This is a genomic window from Pseudomonas sp. 5C2 (assembly GCF_034314155.1).
Lineage (GTDB): Bacteria > Pseudomonadota > Gammaproteobacteria > Pseudomonadales > Pseudomonadaceae > Aquipseudomonas.
Map to the genome: position 1 here is coordinate 1,993,480 of NZ_JAVIWH010000003.1, position 20,742 is coordinate 2,014,221.

Here is a 20,742-nt window from a genome sequence, read left to right on the forward strand (position 1 = left end):
CCATGAGCTCGTCTTACTACGCGCCTACAGCCTATCGCTCTGATCAGACCCCCAAACAACCGCCTTCGGCAGAGCGTTCGTGGATTCGACGTTTTGCCAAGGTGCGTCTGCCGTGGGGGATGACGCAGGAGGTTGCACCGGATGATTTTTTGAGAGAAGCGGCACCAAAAAATCTGCGTCGTGTAGAGAAAGGTCAACAGGAAAAGAAAGAGCAGTTGGCCTTAGGTACTTATGTGCCAGCACCCTATGAACATGTGGATTTTCATGATAGGGAGGATCAAGAGCGCTTTAGATTTTCGTTGTGGTCGAAACGATCAAGGTTTTGGATTTATTTACATTTGTTTGGGAAGTGGTTCTTCCTGATTGGTCTGATTCCAAGTGTTTTTACGCTTTTCGTAGCTATAGCTAAGCTTGATGGAACATGGATCGAAATAACAGTAGACAGCTTTAACAGTTTCTTTATTTGGTTTTCAGGCATTCCAATAGCGTGCTGGGCACTCGCCTCATTAGTCATCCGCTACTTCCCCCACCTCTGGGTCAAACCCTCCCGAGGCCCCATCTGGGAGATCAACCGTCGCACCGGCCTTGTCACCCTGTTCGATTACGACAACAAAGGCGAATACAAAAAGAACGGCACCATCGGTGAGCTGACCGCGCCGTTTTACGAGTTCGACGCCTATATCGCCACGACCCCGGACCGTCAGGGCTTGCCGATGAATGTGCTGTACATCGCCCATCGCTATCGGGACATCGTCATCAACTTCGGCGCGCTGGTTCCACCGGGTGCTGGCGAGTTGTGCTGTGCCATGTGGGACTTCCTGCAGAACTATATGGACACCAGCCGCCCGTTGCCCGACTTGCCGCGCTACGAAGAATTCCGCCACCTCGACCCCGTCACTGCCCAATATGACCGCGAAGTCGGCCGCAATCCACGGTTGTGGATCGACATGGATGACGAAACGTTTGAAGGGGCTCTCTACCGCATGCGTGGCCAGATCGATCAGATCGACACCTTCCGACGTCCGAACCTGATGGCGCGGTATGTGGCGTATGGGAAGGGGCATTAAAAAACCCGCCACCTCTTGCGAGGGGGCGGGTCTTGAGGTGTGGCGAAGGATGGATCAGCCGCGGTGACGACCGCGGAAGTAATTGATCAAGCCTTGGGTCGACGCGTCGTCTGCTGGCTCCTCAATGCTGCCGGTCAGGCGGTTGTAGACGCCTTTGCCCAGTTCCTTGCCCAGTTCCACGCCCCATTGGTCGAAGGCGTTGACGCCCCAGATGACGCTCTGGACGAACACCTTGTGCTCATACATCGCCACCAGGGCGCCAAGACGGCGTGGGCTGATACGCTCTACGACGAGGGTGTTGCTCGGGCGGTTGCCCGGAATCACTTTGTGCGGTGCGAGTTTCTGGATTTCTTCTTCGGCCATGCCTTTGTCACGCAGTTCGGCTTCGGCTTCGGCGCGGGTCTTGCCGAGCATCAGCGCCTGGCTTTGCGACAGGCAGTTGGCGTATAGCCATTGGTGGTGGTCGGCCACCGGGTTGAAGCTGACGATCGGCACGATGAAGTCAGCTGGAATCAGCTGTGTGCCTTGGTGCAGCAACTGGTGATAGGCGTGCTGGCCGTTGCAACCGACGCCGCCCCAGATGACCGGGCCGGTGTCGGTGGACACCGGTGAGCCGTCCTGGCGTACGCTCTTGCCGTTGGACTCCATGTCCAGTTGCTGCAAGTGCTTGGTGATGTTGCGCAGGTAGTGGTCGTACGGCAGGATCGCGTGGCTTTGCGCACCCCAGAAGTTGCCATACCAGACCCCGAGCAGGGCCAGCAGCACGGGCATGTTCTGTTCGAACGGTGCGCTCTGGAAGTGCTGATCCATGGTATAGGCGCCGGACAGCAGCTCTTTGAAGTTGGACATGCCGATGGCCAGCGCAATCGGCAGGCCGATAGCCGACCATAGCGAATAACGACCGCCAACCCAATCCCACATCGGGAAGATGTTTTCTTCGCGGATCCCGAAGGCCACCGCCGCAGCGTTGTTGCTGGAAACGGCGATGAAGTGACGGTACAGCTCCGCTTCGGAACCGCCTTGCGCCAAGTACCAGGCACGTGCGGCCTGGGCGTTCTTCAGGGTTTCCAGAGTGTTGAATGACTTCGACGAGACGATGAACAGGGTGGTCTCTGCGCGAATCTTGAGCGACAGTTCATGGAACTCACTGCCGTCGATATTTGCCAGATAGTGGCAGCGCACACCTTTCTGTGCGTAAGACAGCAGTGCTTCGGACACCAGTTCCGGGCCGAGGAAGGAGCCGCCGATGCCGATGTTGACTACGTCGGTGATGGGCTTTTCGGTATAACCGCGCCATAAACCGTCATGAATGCGTCCGACCAGCTCGGTGATCTGGTTGAGCACTTTATGCACTTCAGGCATCACGTTGACGCCGTTTACCGACAGCTTGTCGCCTACCGGGCGGCGTAGCGCAGTGTGCAGGGCCGGGCGGCCTTCGGATGCGTTGACCAGTTCGCCGGAGAATAACGCCTTGATCGCGTCCTGCAAGCCTGCTTCGTTAGCAAGGCCCACCAACAGGTCGCGGGTTTCGTGGGTGATCAGGTTTTTTGAATAGTCGAGAAACAGCCCGCAACTGCTGAGGGTGAATTGAGTAAAACGTTGCGGGTCGGCATTGAACGCCTCGCGCATGCTGAAATCCTGCATGGCTTCGCGGTGTTGATTCAGCGCCTGCCAGGCGGGCAGGGTAGTCGCGTCAATAGGAGTGCGGTAGTACGCCATCGCTGAGGGTTTCCTTGTACTTGAACTGCCTTTTCGGGCGCTAAAAAAGCCCGGACGGTGGATGTGAAGACGTCGATGCTCCGTCAGTGAGCGTAGACGGGTCACTGAACTCTAACGCGAGTTGCCTGGCCTGTCTGCGCGCTGCGTTGCCTTCGCTCGGTACTATTTCACACGTCAACGGCCGGGCTTTCCAGTGGATCGTCATTTTTACGTGTTCAGGGATAACTCAGGCAACCTGCACGGGTATGGCATTGCTGGTGTGGCTAAGTTCATTACCTGCGGCCATGTACAGCATGCGCGGTTTGAAATTGAGCAGTTCTGCTTCGCTGTAATGAGCATAGGCGCAGATGATCACACGGTCACCGACCTTCGCCTTATGGGCTGCGGCACCGTTCACGGAAATCATCCGTGACCCTTCTTCGCCACGAATGGCGTAGGTGGTGAAGCGCTCGCCATTGTCGACGTTGTAAATCTGGATTTGCTCGTATTCGCGAATCCCTGACAGGTCCAGCCATTCGCCGTCGATGGCGCAAGAGCCTTCGTAGTCGAGTACGGCGTGAGTGACCTCGGCACGGTGTAGCTTGGCCTTGAGCATGATTGCGTGCATTTTTATTCCTTGGTCAGGTGCAGATTGTCGATCAAGCGTGTTGGACCCATATATGCAGCTGCCAGAATCACCAGGTCGTGATCTTCCGCTGTGGTAGGGCGCAGGGTGGTTGCGTTGCGGATTTCCAGATAATCGAGGCGAAACCCGGCGGCCTTGAGTTGATCCACGCCGTTGGCGAGCAGGAAGTTCAAATCGCGCTCGCCGATGTGGATAGCCTCGGCGATATGTTTTATCACGCGATACAGCGCTGGCGCTGCAGCACGCTGCTCTTCGCTGAGATAGCCATTGCGCGACGACAGCGCCAGGCCATCGGCCGCACGTACGGTCGGTTCGCCGATGATCTGGATCGGCATGTTGAGGTCACGAACCAGCGCGCGAATCACTGCCAGTTGCTGGAAGTCCTTCTGGCCGAAGACCGCCAGATCGGGCTGAACCATGTTGAACAGCTTGCTGACCACCGTGGCCACGCCGTCGAAATGGCCAGGACGACTGGCGCCGCACAGCCCTTCAGACAAGTGCGGAACACTGACCAGGGTTTGGTCTTCCATGCCATGCGGGTACATTTCTTCGACCGACGGTGCGAACAGCAGATGGCAGCCGGCCTGCAGCAGCGTCTCCTGATCGGCGGGCAGTGTTCTCGGGTAGGTCGCAAGGTCTTCGGTCGGGCCGAACTGCAGCGGGTTGACGAAGATGCTCGCCACCACGAAATCGGCACGTTGGGCCGCCTTTACGATTAATGCAGCGTGACCGCTGTGCAGGTTACCCATGGTTGGGACCAAGCCGATCCGCTTGCCTTCGCTACGTGCTCGAGCGATGGCGGCACGCAATTCACGTACGGTTTTTACTGTGTTCATGCAGAGAATCCGTGTTCAGTTGCCGGGAAGCTCACATCTTTGACTGCTGCGACATACGCCTGTAACGCCGACTGGATATCGGGCTGGCCGGTCATGAAGTTTCTCACGAACTTGGGCACACGGCCGGTGATGGACAGGCCAAGCATGTCATGCAATACCAGTACCTGGCCGTCAGTCCCGCTGCCTGCGCCGATCCCGATCACCGGGACTTTTACGGCGTGGGTGATTTCCTGGGCCAGTTCGCTGGGTACGCATTCGAGCAGGATCATGGATACCCCGGCTTGCTCCAGTGCGATGGCGTCAGCGCGCATCTGGCGAGCTTGAGCTTCCAGGCGACCTTGAACCTTATAGCCCCCAAGGATGTTCACCGATTGCGGGGTCAGGCCCATGTGCGCGCAGACCGGGATACCGCGTTCGGCCAGCAACCGAATCGATTCGGCCAGCCACGCGGCGCCTTCGACCTTGATCATGTGCGCACCGGCTTGCATCAACTGCGCGCTGTTGGCGAAGGTCTGCTCAAGGGTGGCATAGGCCATGAAAGGAAGGTCGGCGAGAATCAGTGCCCCCTGATTGCCGCGTTTGACGCTGGCAACGTGGTAGGCCATCTCTGCGTTGGTGACGGGCAGGGTGCTGTCATGGCCCTGCAACACCATGCCCAGAGAGTCGCCGACCAGGAGAACTTCGACGCCTGCCTGGCTGGCTGCGTGAGCAAAGGTCGCGTCATAGCAGGTCAGCATGGTGACTTTTTCACCTTTCTGCTTGAGGCCTTGCAGTGTCGTCAGGGATATTTCTGGCATGAAAAAGTCCTCGTTCAGGCGCTGTGAAAACTACTGCGAGCAACGCGTGAGATCATCTGAAAAAACAGGCACACCGTCTTTGGCGGTATTTATCCATGGCCTGATTTGCGCCCTTGTGCCCGGTAGGGGACAGCGGGACGCCTATCTTCGTGAGGAGGGGGCGTGAAGTCAATTACGGGTGTTACCGTTTTGTGTGCCTGTTACCGCTCACTGGGCGTTAGGTGTTACGGCGCGCGTCTCCGATCATGCGTTCCCGGGCAGATAAACCGGGTTGCTGACTTCGCGAATAAATGCCCAAAGAGCCGGGGGCTCTCCGCAGCGCTGATGTCGGGCTCGGACGCTAGAGGCGCTGAAGCCCAACGAATGGGCAGTCTGCCAGTAACTGATCAAGGGAACGGCCGTCAGCCAAGAGTAACTGAGGCGCAAGCTCGGCCAAGGGATATAGGACGAAGGGCCGGGCGTGCAGGTGATAGTGCGGCACTTTTAAGCGCGGCTCATCAATCAGGCGTTCGCCGAATAGCAGGATATCCAGGTCCAGCGTGCGCGGGCCCCAGCGTTCGTGGCGTTCGCGGCCCTGATCAAGCTCGATGGCCTGCAATGCGTCGAGCAAGGCCAAGGGCTCAAGCTCGCTGTCCAGCACGGCGACTGCATTGGTAAAACGCGGCTGGCCGGGCAACAACGAATCGCTGGCATAAAAGGAAGACACGCCCACCAGCCTGGATTGGGCCACGTGCGCCAAGGCTTTGAGAGCGTTGCGCAGTTGCTCGGCCGGGTCAGCCAGATTGCTGCCCAAGCCTATATAGACACGCTCCATGATCAATCGCCCCTCTATCAGTCGCCTGAAGTGGTCGGTGCGTCGGCGCCATTGCGCTTGCGTTTGCTGCCGCTGCTGCGACGGCGTTTGCGCGGGGCTGCACCAGTGGCATCGGGCTTGCTGCCCAAGTCACGAATCATGTTGCGTCGATCGCTGTCGTTGCCTTCCTGATAATCAGTCCACCAGTCGCCAAGACCATCGGTTTCTTCGCCAGCGGTTTCGCGCAGCAACAAGAAGTCGTAGCCCGCCCGGAAACGCGGGTTATCAAGCAACAGATCGGCACGTTTGCCGGTACGACGGGGCAGACGCTCCTGCATGTCCCAGATCTCGCGGATCGGCAGGGTGAAGCGCTTTGGAATGGCGATGCGCTGGCACTGTTCGGTGATCAGCTCGTGGGCGGCTTCCTGCATGGCCGGAATCGGCGGCATGCCGCGTTCCTGCAGGCGAATCACTTTGGCCGGCAGGGCAGGCCAGAGCAGTGCGGCGAACAGGAAAGCGGGGGTAACCGGTTTGTTCTGCGAAATACGCAGGTCGGTATTGCCCAGTGCTTCGCTGATCAGCGTGTGGGTGTACGTCGGGTTCAATTCCAGAGACTTGGCGCTGGCCGGGAACAATGGCTCGAACAGCTCGAGGTCAACCAGCATTTCGAAGGTGGACTCGGCGTAGCCGGACAGGAACAGCTTCAACACTTCTTCGAACAGGCGCGCTGAAGGGATGTCCCGCAGCATGGGCGCTAATTGCCGAATCGGCGTGGCACTGTGTTTTTCAATGCCGAAATCCAGCTTGGCGGCGAAACGCACGGCCCGCAGCATCCGCACCGGATCTTCTTTGTACCGCTGCTGTGGATCGCCAATCAGGCGGATCAAGCGATTGCGGATGTCGTGCACGCCGTTGGCGTAGTCGAGGACACGCTCGCTGACCGGATCGTAATACAGCGCGTTGATCGTGAAGTCGCGACGCTGGGCGTCTTCTTCAAGGGTGCCGTAAACGTTGTCGCGCAGGATGCGTCCGCTTTCATTGCGGGAAGACTGGTTGCTGTCCTCTTCTTCATCATCTTGCGGATGGTTGGCACGAAACGTCGCGACCTCAATGATTTCACGACCGAAATGGACGTGAACCAGTTTGAAGCGACGGCCAATGACGCGTGCGTTACGGAATTCTGCGCGTACTTGCTCCGGCGTGGCGCTGGTGGCGACGTCGAAATCCTTGGGCGTTATATGCAGCATTAGGTCGCGCACACAGCCGCCGACCAGATAGGCCTGATAGCCGGCGTTCTGCAAGCGCTCGACAATACTGACGGCGTAACGACTGAACTGGCCGCGTTGCAGCGAGTGTTGGCTGCTGGTGAGCACTTCAGGCGTGCTGCGAATATGTTGCGGTCGACGCACGGGGGAACGGAATGACTGGAATAGCTTCTTCAGCATGGGATGCACTGTTTGAAGGGATATTCGGCCAAAAAACAAGAATGACCGCATGATGGGCGGGGATTCTAGCATTTAGTCGGGGGATGGTGTAGGAAGCTGCGCGCAGGGGGCTGTATCAGGCGCTTGAGCGTTAGACCATGAGGGTTTTTCTGCAGAAGCTACTGGGGGAGCCGAAGCTCCCCCAAAGTGTTTGCGTTTTATTTTTATTATCGAGTCGGGCTTTTTGTTTTTATTGAGTGCCCAATCCACAAGCTTTTCGCCTGTGAAACCTCCCAGTCGGGAGTCAAGAGCAAACGGATTGCTTTGGTCGCTGCGTTGCAATGATCGTTCGATCCAACCAGTTCAGGCTCTACCTTAGGGTAGCTTTTTATTATTCTCGGCCTGGTTGCGGGGCAAGCCCCAAATACAACTCCTCTCCAAAAGAATCAGTTAGCTGCGCCTCCGCCGTGTTGTTTTTATTGTGCGTGAGTCGATTCGTCTTATTTTTATTGTCTTTTGCATTGCTTGTTATTGTTCTTGTACAAGACATATAGCAGGACCTGTGCCAACTTTATAAATCCCTTTAAAGCCGGGGTCTGGAGGGGGTTGGCGGTTTTTGGCAGGCATAAAAAAGCCGGGTCTTCGTTACCATAAGACCCGGCTTTTGTTACGTGTACTAAGGAGGGTAACAGTTTGCTCCAGGGCAGGAACACCGCGTGCCAGAGCCTCGCAGCCCCTGATGACCTCAGCTTTCGCTGGCGATACCGGTTTTGCGACGCGGGATACCCAGGCGCTGACGTCGCTCCCACAGACACTTACGGCTGACCCCGAGTTTGCGGGCCAATTCGGTTTCAGTCATGTGGTCCTGATGCTCGAGAACGAAGTGCTGGAAGTAGTCTTCCAGGGACAGGTCTTCGGTTGGCTCGTGGCTCGTGGAACCGGACGAGCTTTGCTGTGGGGCCAGGCCCATGAAATCGTCATCATCCAGGTCGCTCAGCTCGATATCGATGCCCAGCAGTTCGGCAGAGATTTCAGGGCTCTCGCACAGAATCACGGCGCGCTCGACTGCGTTTTCCAACTCGCGAACGTTACCGGGCCACGTGTAATGACGGATGGCCTGCTCGGCATCCGGGGCGAACTTAAGGTCGGTACGACCGACTTTCGCGCTTTGCCGGGCCAGGAAAGCGTGGGCGATGTCATTGACGTCGGCACCCCGTTCGCGCAGGGCTGGTAGTTTCAGGGCGATAACGTGCAGACGGTAATACAGGTCTTCACGGAACTGGCCGACTTTGGCCAGGCTCTTGAGGTCACGGTGGGTGGCAGCAATCAAGCGCACATCGACTTTTTGCGATTGCACCGAGCCAACGCGACGGATTTCGCCTTCCTGGAGTACGCGCAACAGCCGCGCCTGAGCCTCCAGCGGCAACTCGCCGATCTCATCGAGAAACAGGGTGCCGCCGTCAGCCGCTTCGACCAGACCTGCCCGGCTGGCGCTGGCACCGGTGAACGCCCCTTTTTCGTGGCCGAACAACTCGGACTCGATCAATGATTCCGGGATTGCGGCACAGTTCACCGAAATCATCGGTGCCTTGGCGCGTTTGGACAGGTTGTGCAGGGCTCTGGCCACCAACTCTTTACCGGTGCCGGACTCGCCCTGGATCAGCACGTTGGAGTCGGTTGGCGCGACTTTGCGGATTTTGATGTAAAGGTCCTGCATCAGTTGGCACGAGCCAATAATGCCGATTTCGCCGTTACTGTTGTCGACCGCACCTTTATCGGTGCCGCCAGCGCCAGCAGGCTTGGACGCGGCTGCGCTACGTTCAGCCTGGAGGCTTTGGATGCTTTGCCTGTCACGCAAAATACGCGCGACGGCCTGGAGCATTTCGTCGTGATCGAAGGGTTTGGCGATGTAGTCCACCGCGCCCATTTTCATCGAATCCACGGCAGAGCGCAGGCTGGCATAGCTGGTCATGATCAGGACAGGTTTACCCTGGCCCAGCTTGATCAATTCGGTGCCGGGTGCGCCAGGCAGACGCAGATCGCTGACGATGAGGTCAAACGAGGGGATGCTGAAACGTTCCTGGGCTTCCTGCACCGAACCCGCTTCGCTGACCTGGTACTGGTTGCGTTCCAGCAGGCGACGCAGGGCCGAGCGGATAATTGTTTCGTCTTCGACGATCAGAATGTGCGGCATTGATTCGATACTCTCGACGGTCTCAGTTCACAGCGGACGTCGCTTCGACATGACGCGGTAATGTCACCCGAATACGGGTACCGCGTTGGTGCTCGGGGTCGGCCGGGCTGTCGATGGTGATTTGTCCATAATGCTCTTCCACGATGGAATAGACCAGTGCGAGGCCCAGTCCGGTACCTTCTCCTGGATCCTTGGTCGTGAAGAATGGTTCGAATAATCGGTCCATGATCGCTTTTGGAATGCCACTGCCTTCATCTTCTACGATCAGATCGACCGTGTGTTCCGATGCCTCGCTTTTAACCCGCACCGCGCAGCCCGAAGGCGACGCGTCACGGGCGTTGGTGAGCAGGTTGATCAACACTTGCGCCAGTCGCTGTGGGTCGCCATCGACCCAGTGTTCGGGGTTGCACAGGTTGAAGAATTGAACTTCGTAGTTACGCCGGTTCAGCGCCAGCAGACCGATGGCATCTTGCGCCACTTCGGCCAGGCAAACCGGTTCGTCGGAATGTTGATGACCGCCGGCATGGGCGAAGCTCATCAGCGACTGGACGATGCGCGAAACACGTTTGGTCTGCTCAAGGATCTGGCTGCTGATTTCGCTCAGTTCGCTGTCGTCCTCGCGCTCTTCGCGCAGGTTCTGGGCCAGGCAGGCGATGCCGGTGATCGGGTTGCCTATTTCGTGGGCGACACCCGCCGCCAGACGACCGATGCTGGCCAGGCGTTCGGAGTGCACCAGTTTGTCTTCGAGCATCTGGGTGTCGGTCAAGTCTTCGACCAGCAATACCAGGCCGCTGTTGCCGGGGGCAAGCGGTTCATCAATGGCCGCTTTGTGCAGGTTCAGCCAGCGGGTTTGACCGTCGAGCCCCAAGCGTTGTTTGTGCAAGTGTTCGTCGGGCAGGTCAATAAAGCCTTGCAGCAATGCTTTCCATGGATCGGCGATGGTTTCCAGTCGCGAACCCACTACGCGCTGCGCAGCGATGCCGGTCAATTCCTCCATGGCCTTGTTCCACATCAGGATCTCTTGATCCTTGGCCAGGGAGCACACGCCCATTGGCAGTTCTTGCAGGGTCTGGCGGTGATAGCGGCGCAAGGCATCGAGTTCGGCGGCAAGGCCAGTCAGCCGGGAGTGGTAGTCCTCGAGGCGGCTCTCGATAAAGTGGATGTCTTCGGTGACGTAGTTTTCGCTGCCGGACTTATACGGCAGGAAGGTTTCGACCATGTCCTGAGCGACGCTGGGGCCCATCAGCCCGGACAGGTTGGCTTCGATCCGGTCGCGCAAGCGGCGCAGGGCATAAGGTCGACGTTCATCGAAGGGCAGATAGAGGTCGCGCAGTGCCTGTTCGACTTCTTTTTGGGCGGCCTTGGCGCCGAGGGGTTTGGCCAACTGGGTGGCGAATTCCTGGGGTGAGGCAGCGTGCAGCTCGCGGCGTTGTGGGCGTCGGACGTTGTCGACGGCGCACGCCTCGGCGGCGCTGGCTTCTTCCGGGCTGGCATCACTGAACAGCGAAATCAGGGTGAATATCAGAACGTTGGCCGCCAGCGAAGCGATGGCTGCCATGTGCCAACTGGTGTCGTCGAGCACGTAAATCATGTTCAGCAGAGGAATGTAGAAACCCTGAAAGTTGCCGATCAACGGCAACAGCATGGTCACCATCCACACGATGATCCCGGCCAGCAACCCGGCGATAAAGCCCCGACGGTTGGCAGTCGGCCAATACAGGACCGACAGCACACCCGGTAAAAACTGCAGAGTGGCGACGAAGGCCACAATGCCCAGATTTGCCAAGTCCTGCTGCGCGCCAATCAACAGGTAAAACCCGTAGCCGGCCATGATGATCGCGACGATCAGTGCGCGGCGGGTCCACTTCAGCCAGCGGTAGATATTGCCTTCGGCAGGTGGCTGATACAGCGGCAACACCAGGTGGTTGAGCGCCATCCCGGACAGGGCCAGGGTGGTGACGATGATCAGTCCGCTTGCTGCCGATAACCCGCCGACATACGCCAGTAGCGCCAGGGCTTTGTTGTTGGCGGCAATGCCGATGCCCAGAGTGAAGTATTCAGGGCTGGTGGTGGCGCCGAGTTTAAGGCCGGCCCAGAGAATCAGCGGCACGGCCAGGCTCATCAGCAACAGAAACAGCGGCAAACCCCAGCTGGCGCTGACCAGCGAACGCGGATTGAGGTTTTCGGTGAAGGTCATGTGGTACATGTGCGGCATGACAATCGCTGAGGCAAAGAACACCAGCAACAGGGTGCGCCAAGGGCCTTCCTGCAACGGGGTATGCAGGGCGGCGAGTGCAGCCTGGTTTTGCAGCAGCCACTGCTCCAGTTGCTGCGGGCCGTCGAACACTCCGTACAAGGCGTATAGGCCAATACCGCCGACCGCGATCAACTTGATCACCGATTCGAAGGCGATGGCGAACACCAGGCCCTCATGCTTTTCCCGAGTCGCGATGTGCCGCGAACCAAAGAAAATAGTGAACAGGGTGATCAGTGCGCAGAACGCCAGTGCAACGCGGTTCTGCACTGGCTCACGGGTCAGGATGCTGATGGAGTCGGCCACGGCCTGGATCTGTAAGGCCAGTAACGGCAGCACGCCAATCAACATGAAAATGGTGGTCAGCGCGCCGGCCCAGGTGCTGCGAAAGCGGAAGGCGAACAAGTCGGCCAGTGATGATAGCTGGTATGTGCGGGTGATCTTGAGGATCGGGTAGAGCAACACCGGCGCCAACAGAAAGGCCCCGGACACACCCAGGTAGCTGGAAAGGAAGCCGTAACCGTACTGATACGCCAGACCAACGGTGCCATAAAAAGCCCAGGCGCTGGCATACACCCCGAGAGACAAGGTGTAGGTCAGCGGGTGACGAATGATCCAGCGCGGAATCAGGCCGCGCTCACTGACCCAGGCGACGCCGAACAGCACCAGCAAATAGGTGGCACTGATCAGGATCATCTGGGTCAGGCTAAAGCTCATCGGCATCACGTTGACTCTGCAGGATAAAGGTCACGACGATCAGAATCAGCCAGAGTAAATACGGGCGATACCACGCGCCTGTCGGCTCAATCCACCAGTCCATGATGGCTGGGGAAAATAGGTATATTCCCACCACCAGGAGCAGGACCAATCGATAGATATACATGCTGGTCCCTCACTAAAAAGGTGCGGCGATGGTACTGGATGGTGGCCAAGCTGCAAGTGGCGTTTTAATAACGGTCAGAACTTGAGTGCGCTTGGCATGCCAACTCAGCTTAATAGAGCCTCTTCAAGACTGTGGGTGCGGGGGATGAGCGCAGCGTCCCAATGGCGAATTCCCCAGTCGAGTAACTCTCTGAGGCTGGCATATTCAAGCTCATCGCTGACGGGCTGGCCCAATGCCCGCAGGGCTCGCAGCAGGAGTGGGGTGGCCTGGTCGCTGGACAGGGGCGGCGAGCGATACGACTTGCCCAGTTTGTTGCCGTCGGGCTGAGTGATCAGCGGGACGTGCAGATAACGGGGTTGCGGCAGACCGAGCAATTCTTGCAAGTAAAGCTGGCGGGGCGTGGAATCGAGCAGGTCGGCGCCGCGCACTATATCGGTGACCCCTTGCCAGGCATCGTCGATCACTACCGCCAATTGATAGGCGTAGAGACCATCACGCCGACGAATGACGAAGTCGCCAACGTCTCGCCCCAGATGCTGAGCAAACTCGCCTTGCACACGGTCCTTGAAGCGGTACTCCAGCTCCGGCACGCGGATACGTACCGCCGCGTGCTCAGGGTCATGCCCGGCATTGCGGCACAAACCCGGATAAATACCGTGGAAGTCTTCCAGCTGTTTGCGCGAGCAGGTGCAGGCGTAAGCCAGGCCCTGGCTCAACCAGCGATTTACCACCTGAGCATAAGCCTCGTGGCGCAGGCTTTGGTAGACGACCTCGCCGTCCCACTCGAAACCGTAGCGCTCCAGGGTTTGCAGAATCGCCAGTTGTGCACCGGCGACTTCGCGCGGCGGATCGAGATCCTCCATGCGCATAAGCCATTTGCCGCCCACGGCGCGGGCGTCAAGGTACGAGGCCAGGGCCGAAACCAATGAGCCGAAATGCAGGTAACCGCTGGGGGTTGGCGCAAAGCGCCCGATGTAGGGAGGGGATTTCATGGGGGCGATGTTACTGGAACTCGTTGATCACGATCCACTGACAAATCAAATCGCCAGGAACCACAAGGGGCGCCGGAGCGCCCCTTGTTCAGGTTGAAAACAGATTATTTACCGACCTGTTTTTCCTTGATTTCCGCCAGTGTTTTGCAATCGATGCACAGGTCGGCTGTAGGACGGGCTTCCAGTCGGCGCAAACCGATCTCTACACCGCATGACTCGCACCAACCGTATTCTTCGTCTTCGATCAGTTGCAGCGTCTTGTCGATCTTTTTGATCAACTTACGCTCACGGTCGCGGGCACGCAGCTCCAGGCTGAATTCTTCTTCCTGGCTGGCGCGGTCTGAAGGATCAGGAAAGTTAGCAGCTTCATCCTGCATGTGATGCACGGTCCTGTCGACCTCCTGCATCAGTTCCTTTTTCCATTGGCCAAGAATATGGGTGAAGTGAGCGCGCATACGAACGCCCATGTACTCCTCGCCCTTACTCTCAACGTAGGGTACAAAGCCGCGAATCAGTTGGCTGTTCTGTTGCTGTGCTTTATTGGGCATGAATGGACCGCCTCTTACTCTTCTAATCCATTGCGCAGGAATGATCCATCACCGACACCTGCCGGCCCTGCGGCTGCAAGCGGGCGAACTTACCAGATCGAATCGGAGCGCGCCACTCCCCGTTGTCGAGCGTGCAGTCATTGCTTGGCTTTAAAGCCCTGATAGTTGGACATTGGGCGTAAAAACGCGTTCGGAAATCTAATTTTAGTCCCCGCAACGGCGCCTGCCGGGTTTTATTTTCGATCAGGTTTCGGCGCCGCTCGACAGTAAACGCGTCATTAAACGGGCTCTTGCGCGGGCGCTTGGGTAGAATCGCGGGATTAATACTTCGACGCTCCCCGCTAAAAGGAAGACTTATGGCTCAGCCCTACAGTGCACGCAGTCGCGCTATCGAACCTTTTCATGTCATGGCTTTGCTGGCGCGGGCGAATGAACTGCAGGCAGAGGGTCACGATGTCATCCATCTGGAGATCGGCGAGCCGGACTTCACTACGGCCGAGCCGATCATTGCAGCCGGTCAGGCGGCATTGGCTGCGGGCAAAACCCGCTACACCGCTGCCCGTGGGTTGCCCGAGTTGCGTGAAGCCATCGCTGGCTTCTATGCCCAGCGTTATCAGGTGACTGTCGATCCGCACCGAATTCTTGTGACCCCCGGTGGTTCGGGCGCCTTGCTGCTTGCCAGCAGCCTGCTGGTAGACCCCGGTAAACACTGGCTGTTGGCCGATCCAGGTTACCCGTGCAACCGGCATTTTCTCCGACTGGTTGAGGGGGCCGCGCAACTGGTGCCGGTGGGGCCGGAGGTTCGTTATCAACTGACGCCGGATCTGGTGGCGCAGAACTGGAACCAGGACAGCGTCGGCGCGCTGGTCGCATCGCCAGCCAACCCGACCGGTACTTTGCTACAACGCGATGAGCTGGCTGCGTTGTCCGCGGCGTTGAAAGCGCGTAATGGCCATTTGGTGGTGGACGAGATCTACCACGGGCTGACTTACGGCTGCGATGCGGCCAGCGTGCTTGAAGTCGATGATGATGCTTTCGTGCTGAATAGCTTCTCCAAGTATTTCGGTATGACCGGCTGGCGTTTGGGTTGGTTGGTCGCCCCCGAAGATGCTGTGGCAGACCTGGAAAAACTCGCGCAAAACCTCTACATCAGTGCACCGAGCATGGCCCAGTATGCGGCGCTGGCCTGTTTCGAACCGCAGACCCTGGCGATTCTCGAAGAGCGACGTGCCGAGTTTGGGCGTCGGCGTGATTTCCTGTTGCCGGCCTTGCGCGAATTGGGTTTTGGCATTGCTGTCGAGCCAGAGGGAGCGTTCTACCTTTACGCGGACATCAGCGCCTTTGGCGGCGATGCGTTTGCGTTCTGTCGGCACTTTCTGGAAACGGAGCACGTCGCGATCACCCCAGGGTTGGACTTCGGCCGTTTTCAGGCGGGTCACCACGTACGGTTTGCCTACACCCAGAGCCTGCCGCGTTTGCAGGAGGCGGTTGAGCGGATTGCCCGTGGCCTGCGGAGTTGGCAGGGCTGATGCGCTTTTCTCCTGAACTGGAACAAGGCCGTCTACTGATTCGCTACAAGCGCTTTCTCGCCGACATTGAAACGGCCAGTGGCGAAAAGCTGACTATTCACTGCCCCAATACCGGTTCGATGTTCAACTGCATGGCGCCGGGTGGGCGCATTTGGTTCAGTCGATCCAACGATCCCAAACGCAAGCTGCCGGGTACGTGGGAGATCAGTGAAACCCCGCAAGGGCGCTTCGCCTGTGTCAACACCGGACGGGCGAATCACCTGGTGGAGGAGGCCTTGCTTGCTGGGGTGATCACCGAGCTGAACGGCTTTACCGCCCTCAAGCGAGAGGTGGCTTACGGCCAGGAAAACAGTCGGGTGGATTTTCGCCTGGATTATTCGAGCGGGCCTGCCTTTGTCGAAGTCAAAAGCGTGACCCTGGGGTTTGACGATTCGCGGATTGCTGCTTTTCCAGACGCAGTGACCCAGCGCGGGGCTCGCCATCTTCGTGAGTTGGCGAGCCTGGCTCGGGAAGGTGTGCGTGCGGTGCTGTTGTATTGCGTCAACCTGACCGGGATCGACGCAGTGCGCCCGGCCGAAGAGATTGACCCTGCGTATGCTGCGGCCCTGAGTGACGCGGTTGCGGCAGGTGTTCAGGTCTTGGTCTACGGAGTGCAGTTGACCCCTGATGAGGTTCGCATCGACCGTCGGCTTGAGGTGCATTTAGCACCGTCAACGTGACTAGGTCGGGCTGATCCAGACCCCGCTCGGGTCTTCGCGACAAGCAATTGCGCTTAACGATTGTCCTGCGCAAGGCCCGGACACACATTCTCCGCTTTCAATCAGAAACAGGGCGCCGTGGGTTGCGCACTGAATCAGGCTTGCGCTCGTGTCGAGAAATTGATCCGGCTGCCACTCCAGCGGTACACCTCGATGCGGACAGCGGTTGCGGTAGACAAAGACTTGCCCTTCCCGGCGTATCGCCAGCAGTTTGAGACCGTCTAAATCAAAACCCCGACTTTGGGATTCAGTCAGGTAATCTGCGGCGCAGAGAAATTTCATGCTTGGCTCCGATCGCCAGTAAGTTCCCACCCGGACGCGAAATGGCCTGAGCGGGTGATTAAGCTTGATGCAAGAATGCCAACAATTATCGAACAGCTGGCGTGTTCAACGCTCGACAGTGTCGCAGCTCTGGCCGTTGGATGCTGCTTCCTGAAAGTGGCTAGCGGTCAATATTCAAGGGAACCTCGATATGGGCCTTCGTGCCAGTGGTCTCGGTCTTTGTGCCGAATCCTTTTGTAAACCGGCGTCTCGGGTGGCCGAAGGCTCTATGGCGGAGTTGTCGCCGCAATGAACGGTTTAGTGCCGCCGCGCGCCCTGTTCATTGGTTTGAGTGGGGTGTGCTTTATCGCGTTTTGGCTTTCCCTGGCGCTGGGCCCCATCAGTTTGCCGCTGATGGACACCTTGCGAGCGGGGTTGCGTCTGCTGGGCGTACCCGTGTCGGGCGCAGGCCTGGAGCAGGCCGAACTGATTCTCGGCCAGATCCGCTTGCCGCGTACCCTTCTTGGGCTGGTCGTCGGTGCGGTGCTGGCATTGACTGGCGCTGCCATGCAAGGCTTGTTTCGCAATCCGCTGGCCGATCCCGGACTGGTCGGTGTTTCCAGCGGTGCAGCCTTGGGCGCTGCGGTGGCGATTGTCAGCGGCTCGGTTTTTGGCGGCTTGCCGGAAGTGCTAGCGCCCTATTTGTTGTCGCTGTGTGCGTTCATCGGTGGGCTGGGCGTGACCGCGATGGTCTATCGATTGGGTCGGCGCGATGGGCAGACCAGCATCGCGATCATGCTGTTGGCCGGCGTCGCACTGACCGCATTGGCGGGGTCGACCATCGGCCTGTTCACCTACCTGGCCGATGACGCCACCTTGCGCACCCTGACATTCTGGAATCTGGGCAGCCTCAACGGCGCCAGCTACGCCCGATTGTGGCCGTTGCTATTGGTCTGTGTGCTGATCATCGTGTGGCTGCCGCGTCGGGCCAAAGCGTTGAACGCCTTGCTGCTGGGGGAATCCGAAGCCCGGCATTTGGGCGTCGATGTCGAAAAGCTCAAGCGTGAACTGATTTTTTGTACCGCGCTGGGTGTCGGTGCAGCAGTGGCTGCGGCGGGCATGATTGGCTTTATCGGACTGATCGTGCCGCATCTGGTGCGCTTGTTGACGGGGCCTGATCATCGCGTGCTGTTACCTGCCTCGGCGTTGGCGGGGGCCTGCCTGTTGTTGTTTGCGGATATCTTTGCGCGTTTGGTATTGGTGCCAACTGAGCTGCCGATCGGTATCGTGACCGCATTTTTGGGTGCGCCGTTCTTTTTATACCTGTTGGTGCGTGGGCGTACCTGATGACGTGTGCGTGGAGGTACCTGATGCCGTTACGAGGGCGCACCTGATGCTACGCAGTGAAAACCTGCACATTCAACGCGGTACAAAAACGGTGTTGACGGATATCACACTGGACCTTCGCCCAGGTGAGATTCTCGGCGTACTGGGCCCCAACGGTGCCGGCAAAAGTACCTTGCTGGGGGCGTTGTGTGGTGAGCTGAAAGCCGCTCGGGGACAGGTTTGGCTGGATCAAAAAAGATTGGCCGACTGGGGCGGTTCAGAGCGGGCGCAGCGTTTGGCGGTACTGCCGCAAAGCTCGACCTTGAGTTTTTCTTTTAGGGTGGAGGAGGTGGTGGCGATGGGGCGCTTGCCCCATGACAGTGGTCGGGTGCGTGATGCGGACGTCATTCGTGCCGCGTTGATCGCTGCGGATGCGGCGCATCTACAGGGGCGCAGTTATATGGCGTTGTCCGGTGGCGAACGCCAGCGCGTGCACTTGGCGCGTGTGCTGGCACAGCTATGGCCGGGTGAACGTGGTCAAACGTTATTACTCGACGAGCCAACATCAATGCTCGACCCGCTGCATCAGCACACCATTCTGCAAGCAGTCCGCGAGTTTTCCGATCGCGGGGCAGCGGTGATGGTCATCCTGCACGATTTGAATCTGGCTGCGCGCTACTGTGATCGTTTACTGTTGTTGGCGAGTGGTCACGCCCATTCGCTGGGCAGTCCTGCCGTCGTTCTCCAGCCTGAGCCCCTCAAGTCGGTCTTTGGCCTGGAGGTATTGGTGCAAGCTCACCCCGAACGCGGCCATCCTCTGATCATCGCGCGATAAAAGGCAGGCCTGATGCTTCGTTTGCTCTGGATTATGTTGCTTGCCGGGTTACTGGCTACGCTGAGTGCTTGCCAAACCACGTCCCCCGTACGAAAGGTACCTGCCTGGCAAAGCCCGCGTGGGCATGAGCAGGCGGATGTCGGGGTCATCCGTGATATGAGCAGCGGTCGGGAACTGACGCCGCAGCAGCTGGCCGAGCGTTTAGCGCAGGCGCCGAGGGTCCTTGTCGGTGAGCAGCACGACAACCCCGATCATCATGCGTTGCAGCTATGGCTTTTGCAGGTGCTGGCCGATCAGCGTGCGCAAGGCAGCCTGCTGTTGGAAATGCTCACTCCTGACCAACAAGCGAAGGTTGATGCGGTCCAGGCGGAGGTCAGAAAGTCGGGTATTCCTGATGACCTGCCCGCTGCTTTGGCGTGGCAAAAGGGCTGGGACTGGGCTCTTTACGGGCCTGTCGTGCGCTATGCGCTGGGACAGCCCTATCCGTTGTTGTCGGCGAACCTGGATGCTCGCGACGTCACGGCGATCTACACGCAAGCACCGACGCTGACCGGCGTGCATTCGACCACCCCGGCGGTGCGCGAGCAATTGCTGAATCAGATTCGTGAATCCCATTGCGGATTGCTGCCGGAAGAGCACATGCCTGCGATGCTCGCGGTCCAGCAGCAGCGAGACCGGCGCATGGCGCAGAGACTGCTCGAAGCACCTTCACCCGCGCTGCTGTTTGCCGGTACTTACCATGCGCGCAAGGACTTGGGTGTGCCCACGCACCTTCTGGATCTGGGTGTCAGCCACGGCACCGTTGTGCTGCTTCTGGCGCAAGCCGGCGCTCCGGTGTCGCAAGGGGCTGCCGATTACGTCTGGTACACCCCGGCATTGCCTGAGCAGGATTACTGCGCACAATGGCGGGCCCAGCCTAAAAAGCCTTGATCATCGCTGTCATTGCACACCTAGGCACGTCTTCATTCGGACTCTTCCCTTAGTTTTGTAGTCCATGTCCCTGTTCGACGCTTGATCGAGTCTGGAGCATCGGCCTCGTTTATTGTTCTGCCTGTTGTGTAAGGGATTGGACAGAATGAACGAAATGACTCCGCAGGATGAGCAGTTGGCGCGTCAAGTGATCGGATTGCTTGATCTGACCCTGCTCAACGCCGATGACACAGAGGCGCGGATTATCGCCCTTTGCCAGCGAGCGCTAACGCCCGTGGGGACTGTCGCCGCCGTGTGTGTCTATCCGCGTTTTGTGCAACTGGCGCGGCGTACCCTGGATGAATTGCACGCGGAGACGGTGCGCGTCGCCGCCGTCGCCAACTTTCCGTACGGCGGGCTCAACATCCAGTCCGCTGTTTCTGAAACCAGGGGTGCCCTGGCCTCCGGTGCCGATGAGATTGATCTGATGTACCCGTATCGCACCCTGCTGACTGGTGACCAGCAAGCGGCGATGGACTTGGTTGCGGCGTGCAAAACGACGTGTGGCGAACGGGCGGTACTCAAGGTCATTCTGGAAACCGGTGAATTGAAAGACCCACAGATTATCCGTAAGGCCTGCGTGGACGTCCTGGCGGCGGGTGCTGATTTCATTGAGACCAGTTCTGGAAAAGTCGCAGTCAATGCCACGCCCCAGGCCGGACGTATCATATTGGAGGTGATTGCCGAGGCAGGCGGGCAGGCCGGAATCAAAGCGGCAGGCGGGATTCGCACGTTCGAGGATGCGCAGGTCTATCTCGACCTGGCTCGTGCCCGCTTCGGCCCGCATTGGGTCAATGTCAATCGTGTGCGACTAGGGGCTTCGAGCCTGCTCGACGATGTGCTGACCCGGCTAGGCGTGCTGGCGCCGGGGCACTAGCCGAGTGCGATGGCGGCGCTTTCATACAGGCAAAAAAAGACCCGGCAAAAAGCCG

Annotated in this window: 19 protein-coding genes; 7 read left to right on the forward strand and 12 right to left on the reverse strand. The window is 58.6% G+C overall.

Going from position 1 to position 20,742, the window contains the following annotated elements; all coding sequences use genetic code 11:
* Positions 1 to 2 precede the first annotated feature (2 nt).
* Positions 3 to 1,067 (forward strand): hypothetical protein, encoded by a 1,065-nt coding sequence (locus tag RGU44_RS23695; RefSeq protein WP_322278324.1) that lies wholly within the window; start codon positions 3 to 5, stop codon positions 1,065 to 1,067.
* A 54-nt stretch (positions 1,068 to 1,121) separates the two neighbouring features.
* Here the strand turns inward: RGU44_RS23695 and pgi are convergent, their stop codons facing one another.
* The 11 genes from pgi to dksA form a co-directional block, all read right to left on the reverse strand.
* Positions 1,122 to 2,786: a glucose-6-phosphate isomerase gene (gene pgi, locus RGU44_RS23700; RefSeq protein ID WP_219063813.1), complete on the reverse strand. Its 1,665-nt coding sequence runs from the start codon at positions 2,784 to 2,786 to the stop codon at positions 1,122 to 1,124.
* A gap of 226 nt (positions 2,787 to 3,012) precedes the next feature.
* The gene (gene panD / locus RGU44_RS23705) at positions 3,013 to 3,393 is read right to left on the reverse strand and encodes an aspartate 1-decarboxylase (RefSeq protein WP_064118696.1); all 381 of its coding nucleotides are present in this window, start codon (positions 3,391 to 3,393) and stop codon (positions 3,013 to 3,015) included.
* Between the two features lie 2 nt (positions 3,394 to 3,395).
* Positions 3,396 to 4,247: a pantoate--beta-alanine ligase gene (gene panC, locus RGU44_RS23710; protein WP_322177835.1), complete on the reverse strand. Its 852-nt coding sequence runs from the start codon at positions 4,245 to 4,247 to the stop codon at positions 3,396 to 3,398.
* Entirely contained in the window at positions 4,244 to 5,044 is an 801-nt protein-coding gene (panB, locus tag RGU44_RS23715) for a 3-methyl-2-oxobutanoate hydroxymethyltransferase (protein WP_322278325.1), read from the reverse strand. Before panB ends, panC begins: the two co-directional genes overlap by 4 nt.
* 340 nt (positions 5,045 to 5,384) lie before the next feature.
* On the reverse strand, positions 5,385 to 5,858 hold the full coding sequence (folK, locus tag RGU44_RS23720; protein ID WP_322278328.1) for a 2-amino-4-hydroxy-6-hydroxymethyldihydropteridine diphosphokinase: 474 nt from the start codon (positions 5,856 to 5,858) through the stop codon (positions 5,385 to 5,387).
* Between the two features lie 17 nt (positions 5,859 to 5,875).
* The gene (locus RGU44_RS23725) at positions 5,876 to 7,282 is read right to left on the reverse strand and encodes a polynucleotide adenylyltransferase PcnB (protein WP_322177838.1); all 1,407 of its coding nucleotides are present in this window, start codon (positions 7,280 to 7,282) and stop codon (positions 5,876 to 5,878) included.
* Positions 7,283 to 8,006: 724 nt separating this feature from the next.
* Positions 8,007 to 9,455, reverse strand: a complete 1,449-nt coding sequence (locus RGU44_RS23730) for a sigma-54 dependent transcriptional regulator (protein WP_322177839.1) — start codon at positions 9,453 to 9,455, stop codon at positions 8,007 to 8,009.
* A 22-nt stretch (positions 9,456 to 9,477) separates the two neighbouring features.
* A complete protein-coding gene (locus RGU44_RS23735; RefSeq protein WP_322177840.1) occupies positions 9,478 to 12,432 on the reverse strand; it encodes a sensor histidine kinase in 2,955 nt (984 codons plus the stop codon).
* Entirely contained in the window at positions 12,416 to 12,592 is a 177-nt protein-coding gene (locus tag RGU44_RS23740) for a hypothetical protein (protein ID WP_003250005.1), read from the reverse strand. The genes RGU44_RS23735 and RGU44_RS23740 overlap by 17 nt, the downstream gene beginning before the upstream one ends.
* Before the next feature lie 104 nt (positions 12,593 to 12,696).
* Positions 12,697 to 13,584 carry a tRNA glutamyl-Q(34) synthetase GluQRS gene (gluQRS, locus tag RGU44_RS23745; RefSeq protein WP_322278330.1) on the reverse strand — a complete coding sequence of 296 codons (888 nt, stop codon included), beginning with the start codon at positions 13,582 to 13,584 and terminating at the stop codon, positions 12,697 to 12,699.
* Between the two features lie 104 nt (positions 13,585 to 13,688).
* Positions 13,689 to 14,132 (reverse strand): RNA polymerase-binding protein DksA, encoded by a 444-nt coding sequence (gene dksA, locus RGU44_RS23750; protein WP_219063805.1) that lies wholly within the window; start codon positions 14,130 to 14,132, stop codon positions 13,689 to 13,691.
* Positions 14,133 to 14,488: 356 nt separating this feature from the next.
* Here dksA and RGU44_RS23755 point away from each other — a divergent pair, with 356 nt between their 5' ends.
* Both RGU44_RS23755 and sfsA read left to right on the forward strand, forming a co-directional pair.
* Positions 14,489 to 15,661, forward strand: coding sequence for a pyridoxal phosphate-dependent aminotransferase (locus RGU44_RS23755; RefSeq protein WP_219063804.1), 1,173 nt, complete (start codon positions 14,489 to 14,491; stop codon positions 15,659 to 15,661).
* A complete protein-coding gene (gene sfsA, locus RGU44_RS23760) occupies positions 15,661 to 16,380 on the forward strand; it encodes a DNA/RNA nuclease SfsA (protein WP_322278331.1) in 720 nt (239 codons plus the stop codon). The genes RGU44_RS23755 and sfsA overlap by 1 nt, the downstream gene beginning before the upstream one ends.
* On the opposite strand, the gene RGU44_RS23765 is transcribed toward sfsA, so the two are convergent.
* Complete coding sequence (locus tag RGU44_RS23765; RefSeq protein WP_322177843.1) at positions 16,381 to 16,701, reverse strand: Rieske (2Fe-2S) protein; 321 nt, start codon at positions 16,699 to 16,701, stop codon at positions 16,381 to 16,383.
* 288 nt (positions 16,702 to 16,989) lie between these two features.
* On the opposite strand from RGU44_RS23765, the gene RGU44_RS23770 reads away from it, so the two are divergent.
* The 4 genes from RGU44_RS23770 to deoC all read left to right on the forward strand — a co-directional run bounded on the left by RGU44_RS23770 (position 16,990) and on the right by deoC (position 20,687).
* Complete coding sequence (locus tag RGU44_RS23770) at positions 16,990 to 18,027, forward strand: FecCD family ABC transporter permease (protein ID WP_322278332.1); 1,038 nt, start codon at positions 16,990 to 16,992, stop codon at positions 18,025 to 18,027.
* 10 nt (positions 18,028 to 18,037) lie between these two features.
* Complete coding sequence (locus RGU44_RS23775; protein ID WP_416194650.1) at positions 18,038 to 18,841, forward strand: heme ABC transporter ATP-binding protein; 804 nt, start codon at positions 18,038 to 18,040, stop codon at positions 18,839 to 18,841.
* A gap of 12 nt (positions 18,842 to 18,853) precedes the next feature.
* Positions 18,854 to 19,771 carry a ChaN family lipoprotein gene (locus RGU44_RS23780; protein ID WP_322177845.1) on the forward strand — a complete coding sequence of 306 codons (918 nt, stop codon included), beginning with the start codon at positions 18,854 to 18,856 and terminating at the stop codon, positions 19,769 to 19,771.
* Positions 19,772 to 19,916: 145 nt separating this feature from the next.
* Positions 19,917 to 20,687: a deoxyribose-phosphate aldolase gene (gene deoC / locus RGU44_RS23785; protein ID WP_322177846.1), complete on the forward strand. Its 771-nt coding sequence runs from the start codon at positions 19,917 to 19,919 to the stop codon at positions 20,685 to 20,687.
* Positions 20,688 to 20,742 lie beyond the last annotated feature (55 nt).

Excerpts from the sequence above, each read along its gene's own strand:
- RGU44_RS23695 (WP_322278324.1), top strand. The coding sequence starts at position 3 with ATGAGCTCGTCTTACTACGCGCCTACAGCCTATCGCTCTGATCAGACC.
- RGU44_RS23770 (WP_322278332.1), top strand. The coding sequence starts at position 16,990 with ATGAACGGTTTAGTGCCGCCGCGCGCCCTGTTCATTGGTTTGAGTGGG.
- RGU44_RS23725 (WP_322177838.1), bottom strand. The coding sequence starts at position 7,282 with ATGCTGAAGAAGCTATTCCAGTCATTCCGTTCCCCCGTGCGTCGACCG.
- RGU44_RS23730 (WP_322177839.1), bottom strand. The coding sequence starts at position 9,455 with ATGCCGCACATTCTGATCGTCGAAGACGAAACAATTATCCGCTCGGCC.
- gluQRS (WP_322278330.1), bottom strand. The coding sequence starts at position 13,584 with ATGAAATCCCCTCCCTACATCGGGCGCTTTGCGCCAACCCCCAGCGGT.
- dksA (WP_219063805.1), bottom strand. The coding sequence starts at position 14,132 with ATGCCCAATAAAGCACAGCAACAGAACAGCCAACTGATTCGCGGCTTT.
- RGU44_RS23735 (WP_322177840.1), bottom strand. The coding sequence starts at position 12,432 with ATGCCGATGAGCTTTAGCCTGACCCAGATGATCCTGATCAGTGCCACC.
- RGU44_RS23765 (WP_322177843.1), bottom strand. The coding sequence starts at position 16,701 with ATGAAATTTCTCTGCGCCGCAGATTACCTGACTGAATCCCAAAGTCGG.
- folK (WP_322278328.1), bottom strand. The coding sequence starts at position 5,858 with ATGGAGCGTGTCTATATAGGCTTGGGCAGCAATCTGGCTGACCCGGCC.
- pgi (WP_219063813.1), bottom strand. The coding sequence starts at position 2,786 with ATGGCGTACTACCGCACTCCTATTGACGCGACTACCCTGCCCGCCTGG.
- RGU44_RS23755 (WP_219063804.1), top strand. The coding sequence starts at position 14,489 with ATGGCTCAGCCCTACAGTGCACGCAGTCGCGCTATCGAACCTTTTCAT.
- RGU44_RS23780 (WP_322177845.1), top strand. The coding sequence starts at position 18,854 with ATGCTTCGTTTGCTCTGGATTATGTTGCTTGCCGGGTTACTGGCTACG.
- deoC (WP_322177846.1), top strand. The coding sequence starts at position 19,917 with ATGAACGAAATGACTCCGCAGGATGAGCAGTTGGCGCGTCAAGTGATC.
- panB (WP_322278325.1), bottom strand. The coding sequence starts at position 5,044 with ATGCCAGAAATATCCCTGACGACACTGCAAGGCCTCAAGCAGAAAGGT.
- panD (WP_064118696.1), bottom strand. The coding sequence starts at position 3,393 with ATGCACGCAATCATGCTCAAGGCCAAGCTACACCGTGCCGAGGTCACT.
- sfsA (WP_322278331.1), top strand. The coding sequence starts at position 15,661 with ATGCGCTTTTCTCCTGAACTGGAACAAGGCCGTCTACTGATTCGCTAC.
- RGU44_RS23740 (WP_003250005.1), bottom strand. The coding sequence starts at position 12,592 with ATGTATATCTATCGATTGGTCCTGCTCCTGGTGGTGGGAATATACCTA.
- panC (WP_322177835.1), bottom strand. The coding sequence starts at position 4,247 with ATGAACACAGTAAAAACCGTACGTGAATTGCGTGCCGCCATCGCTCGA.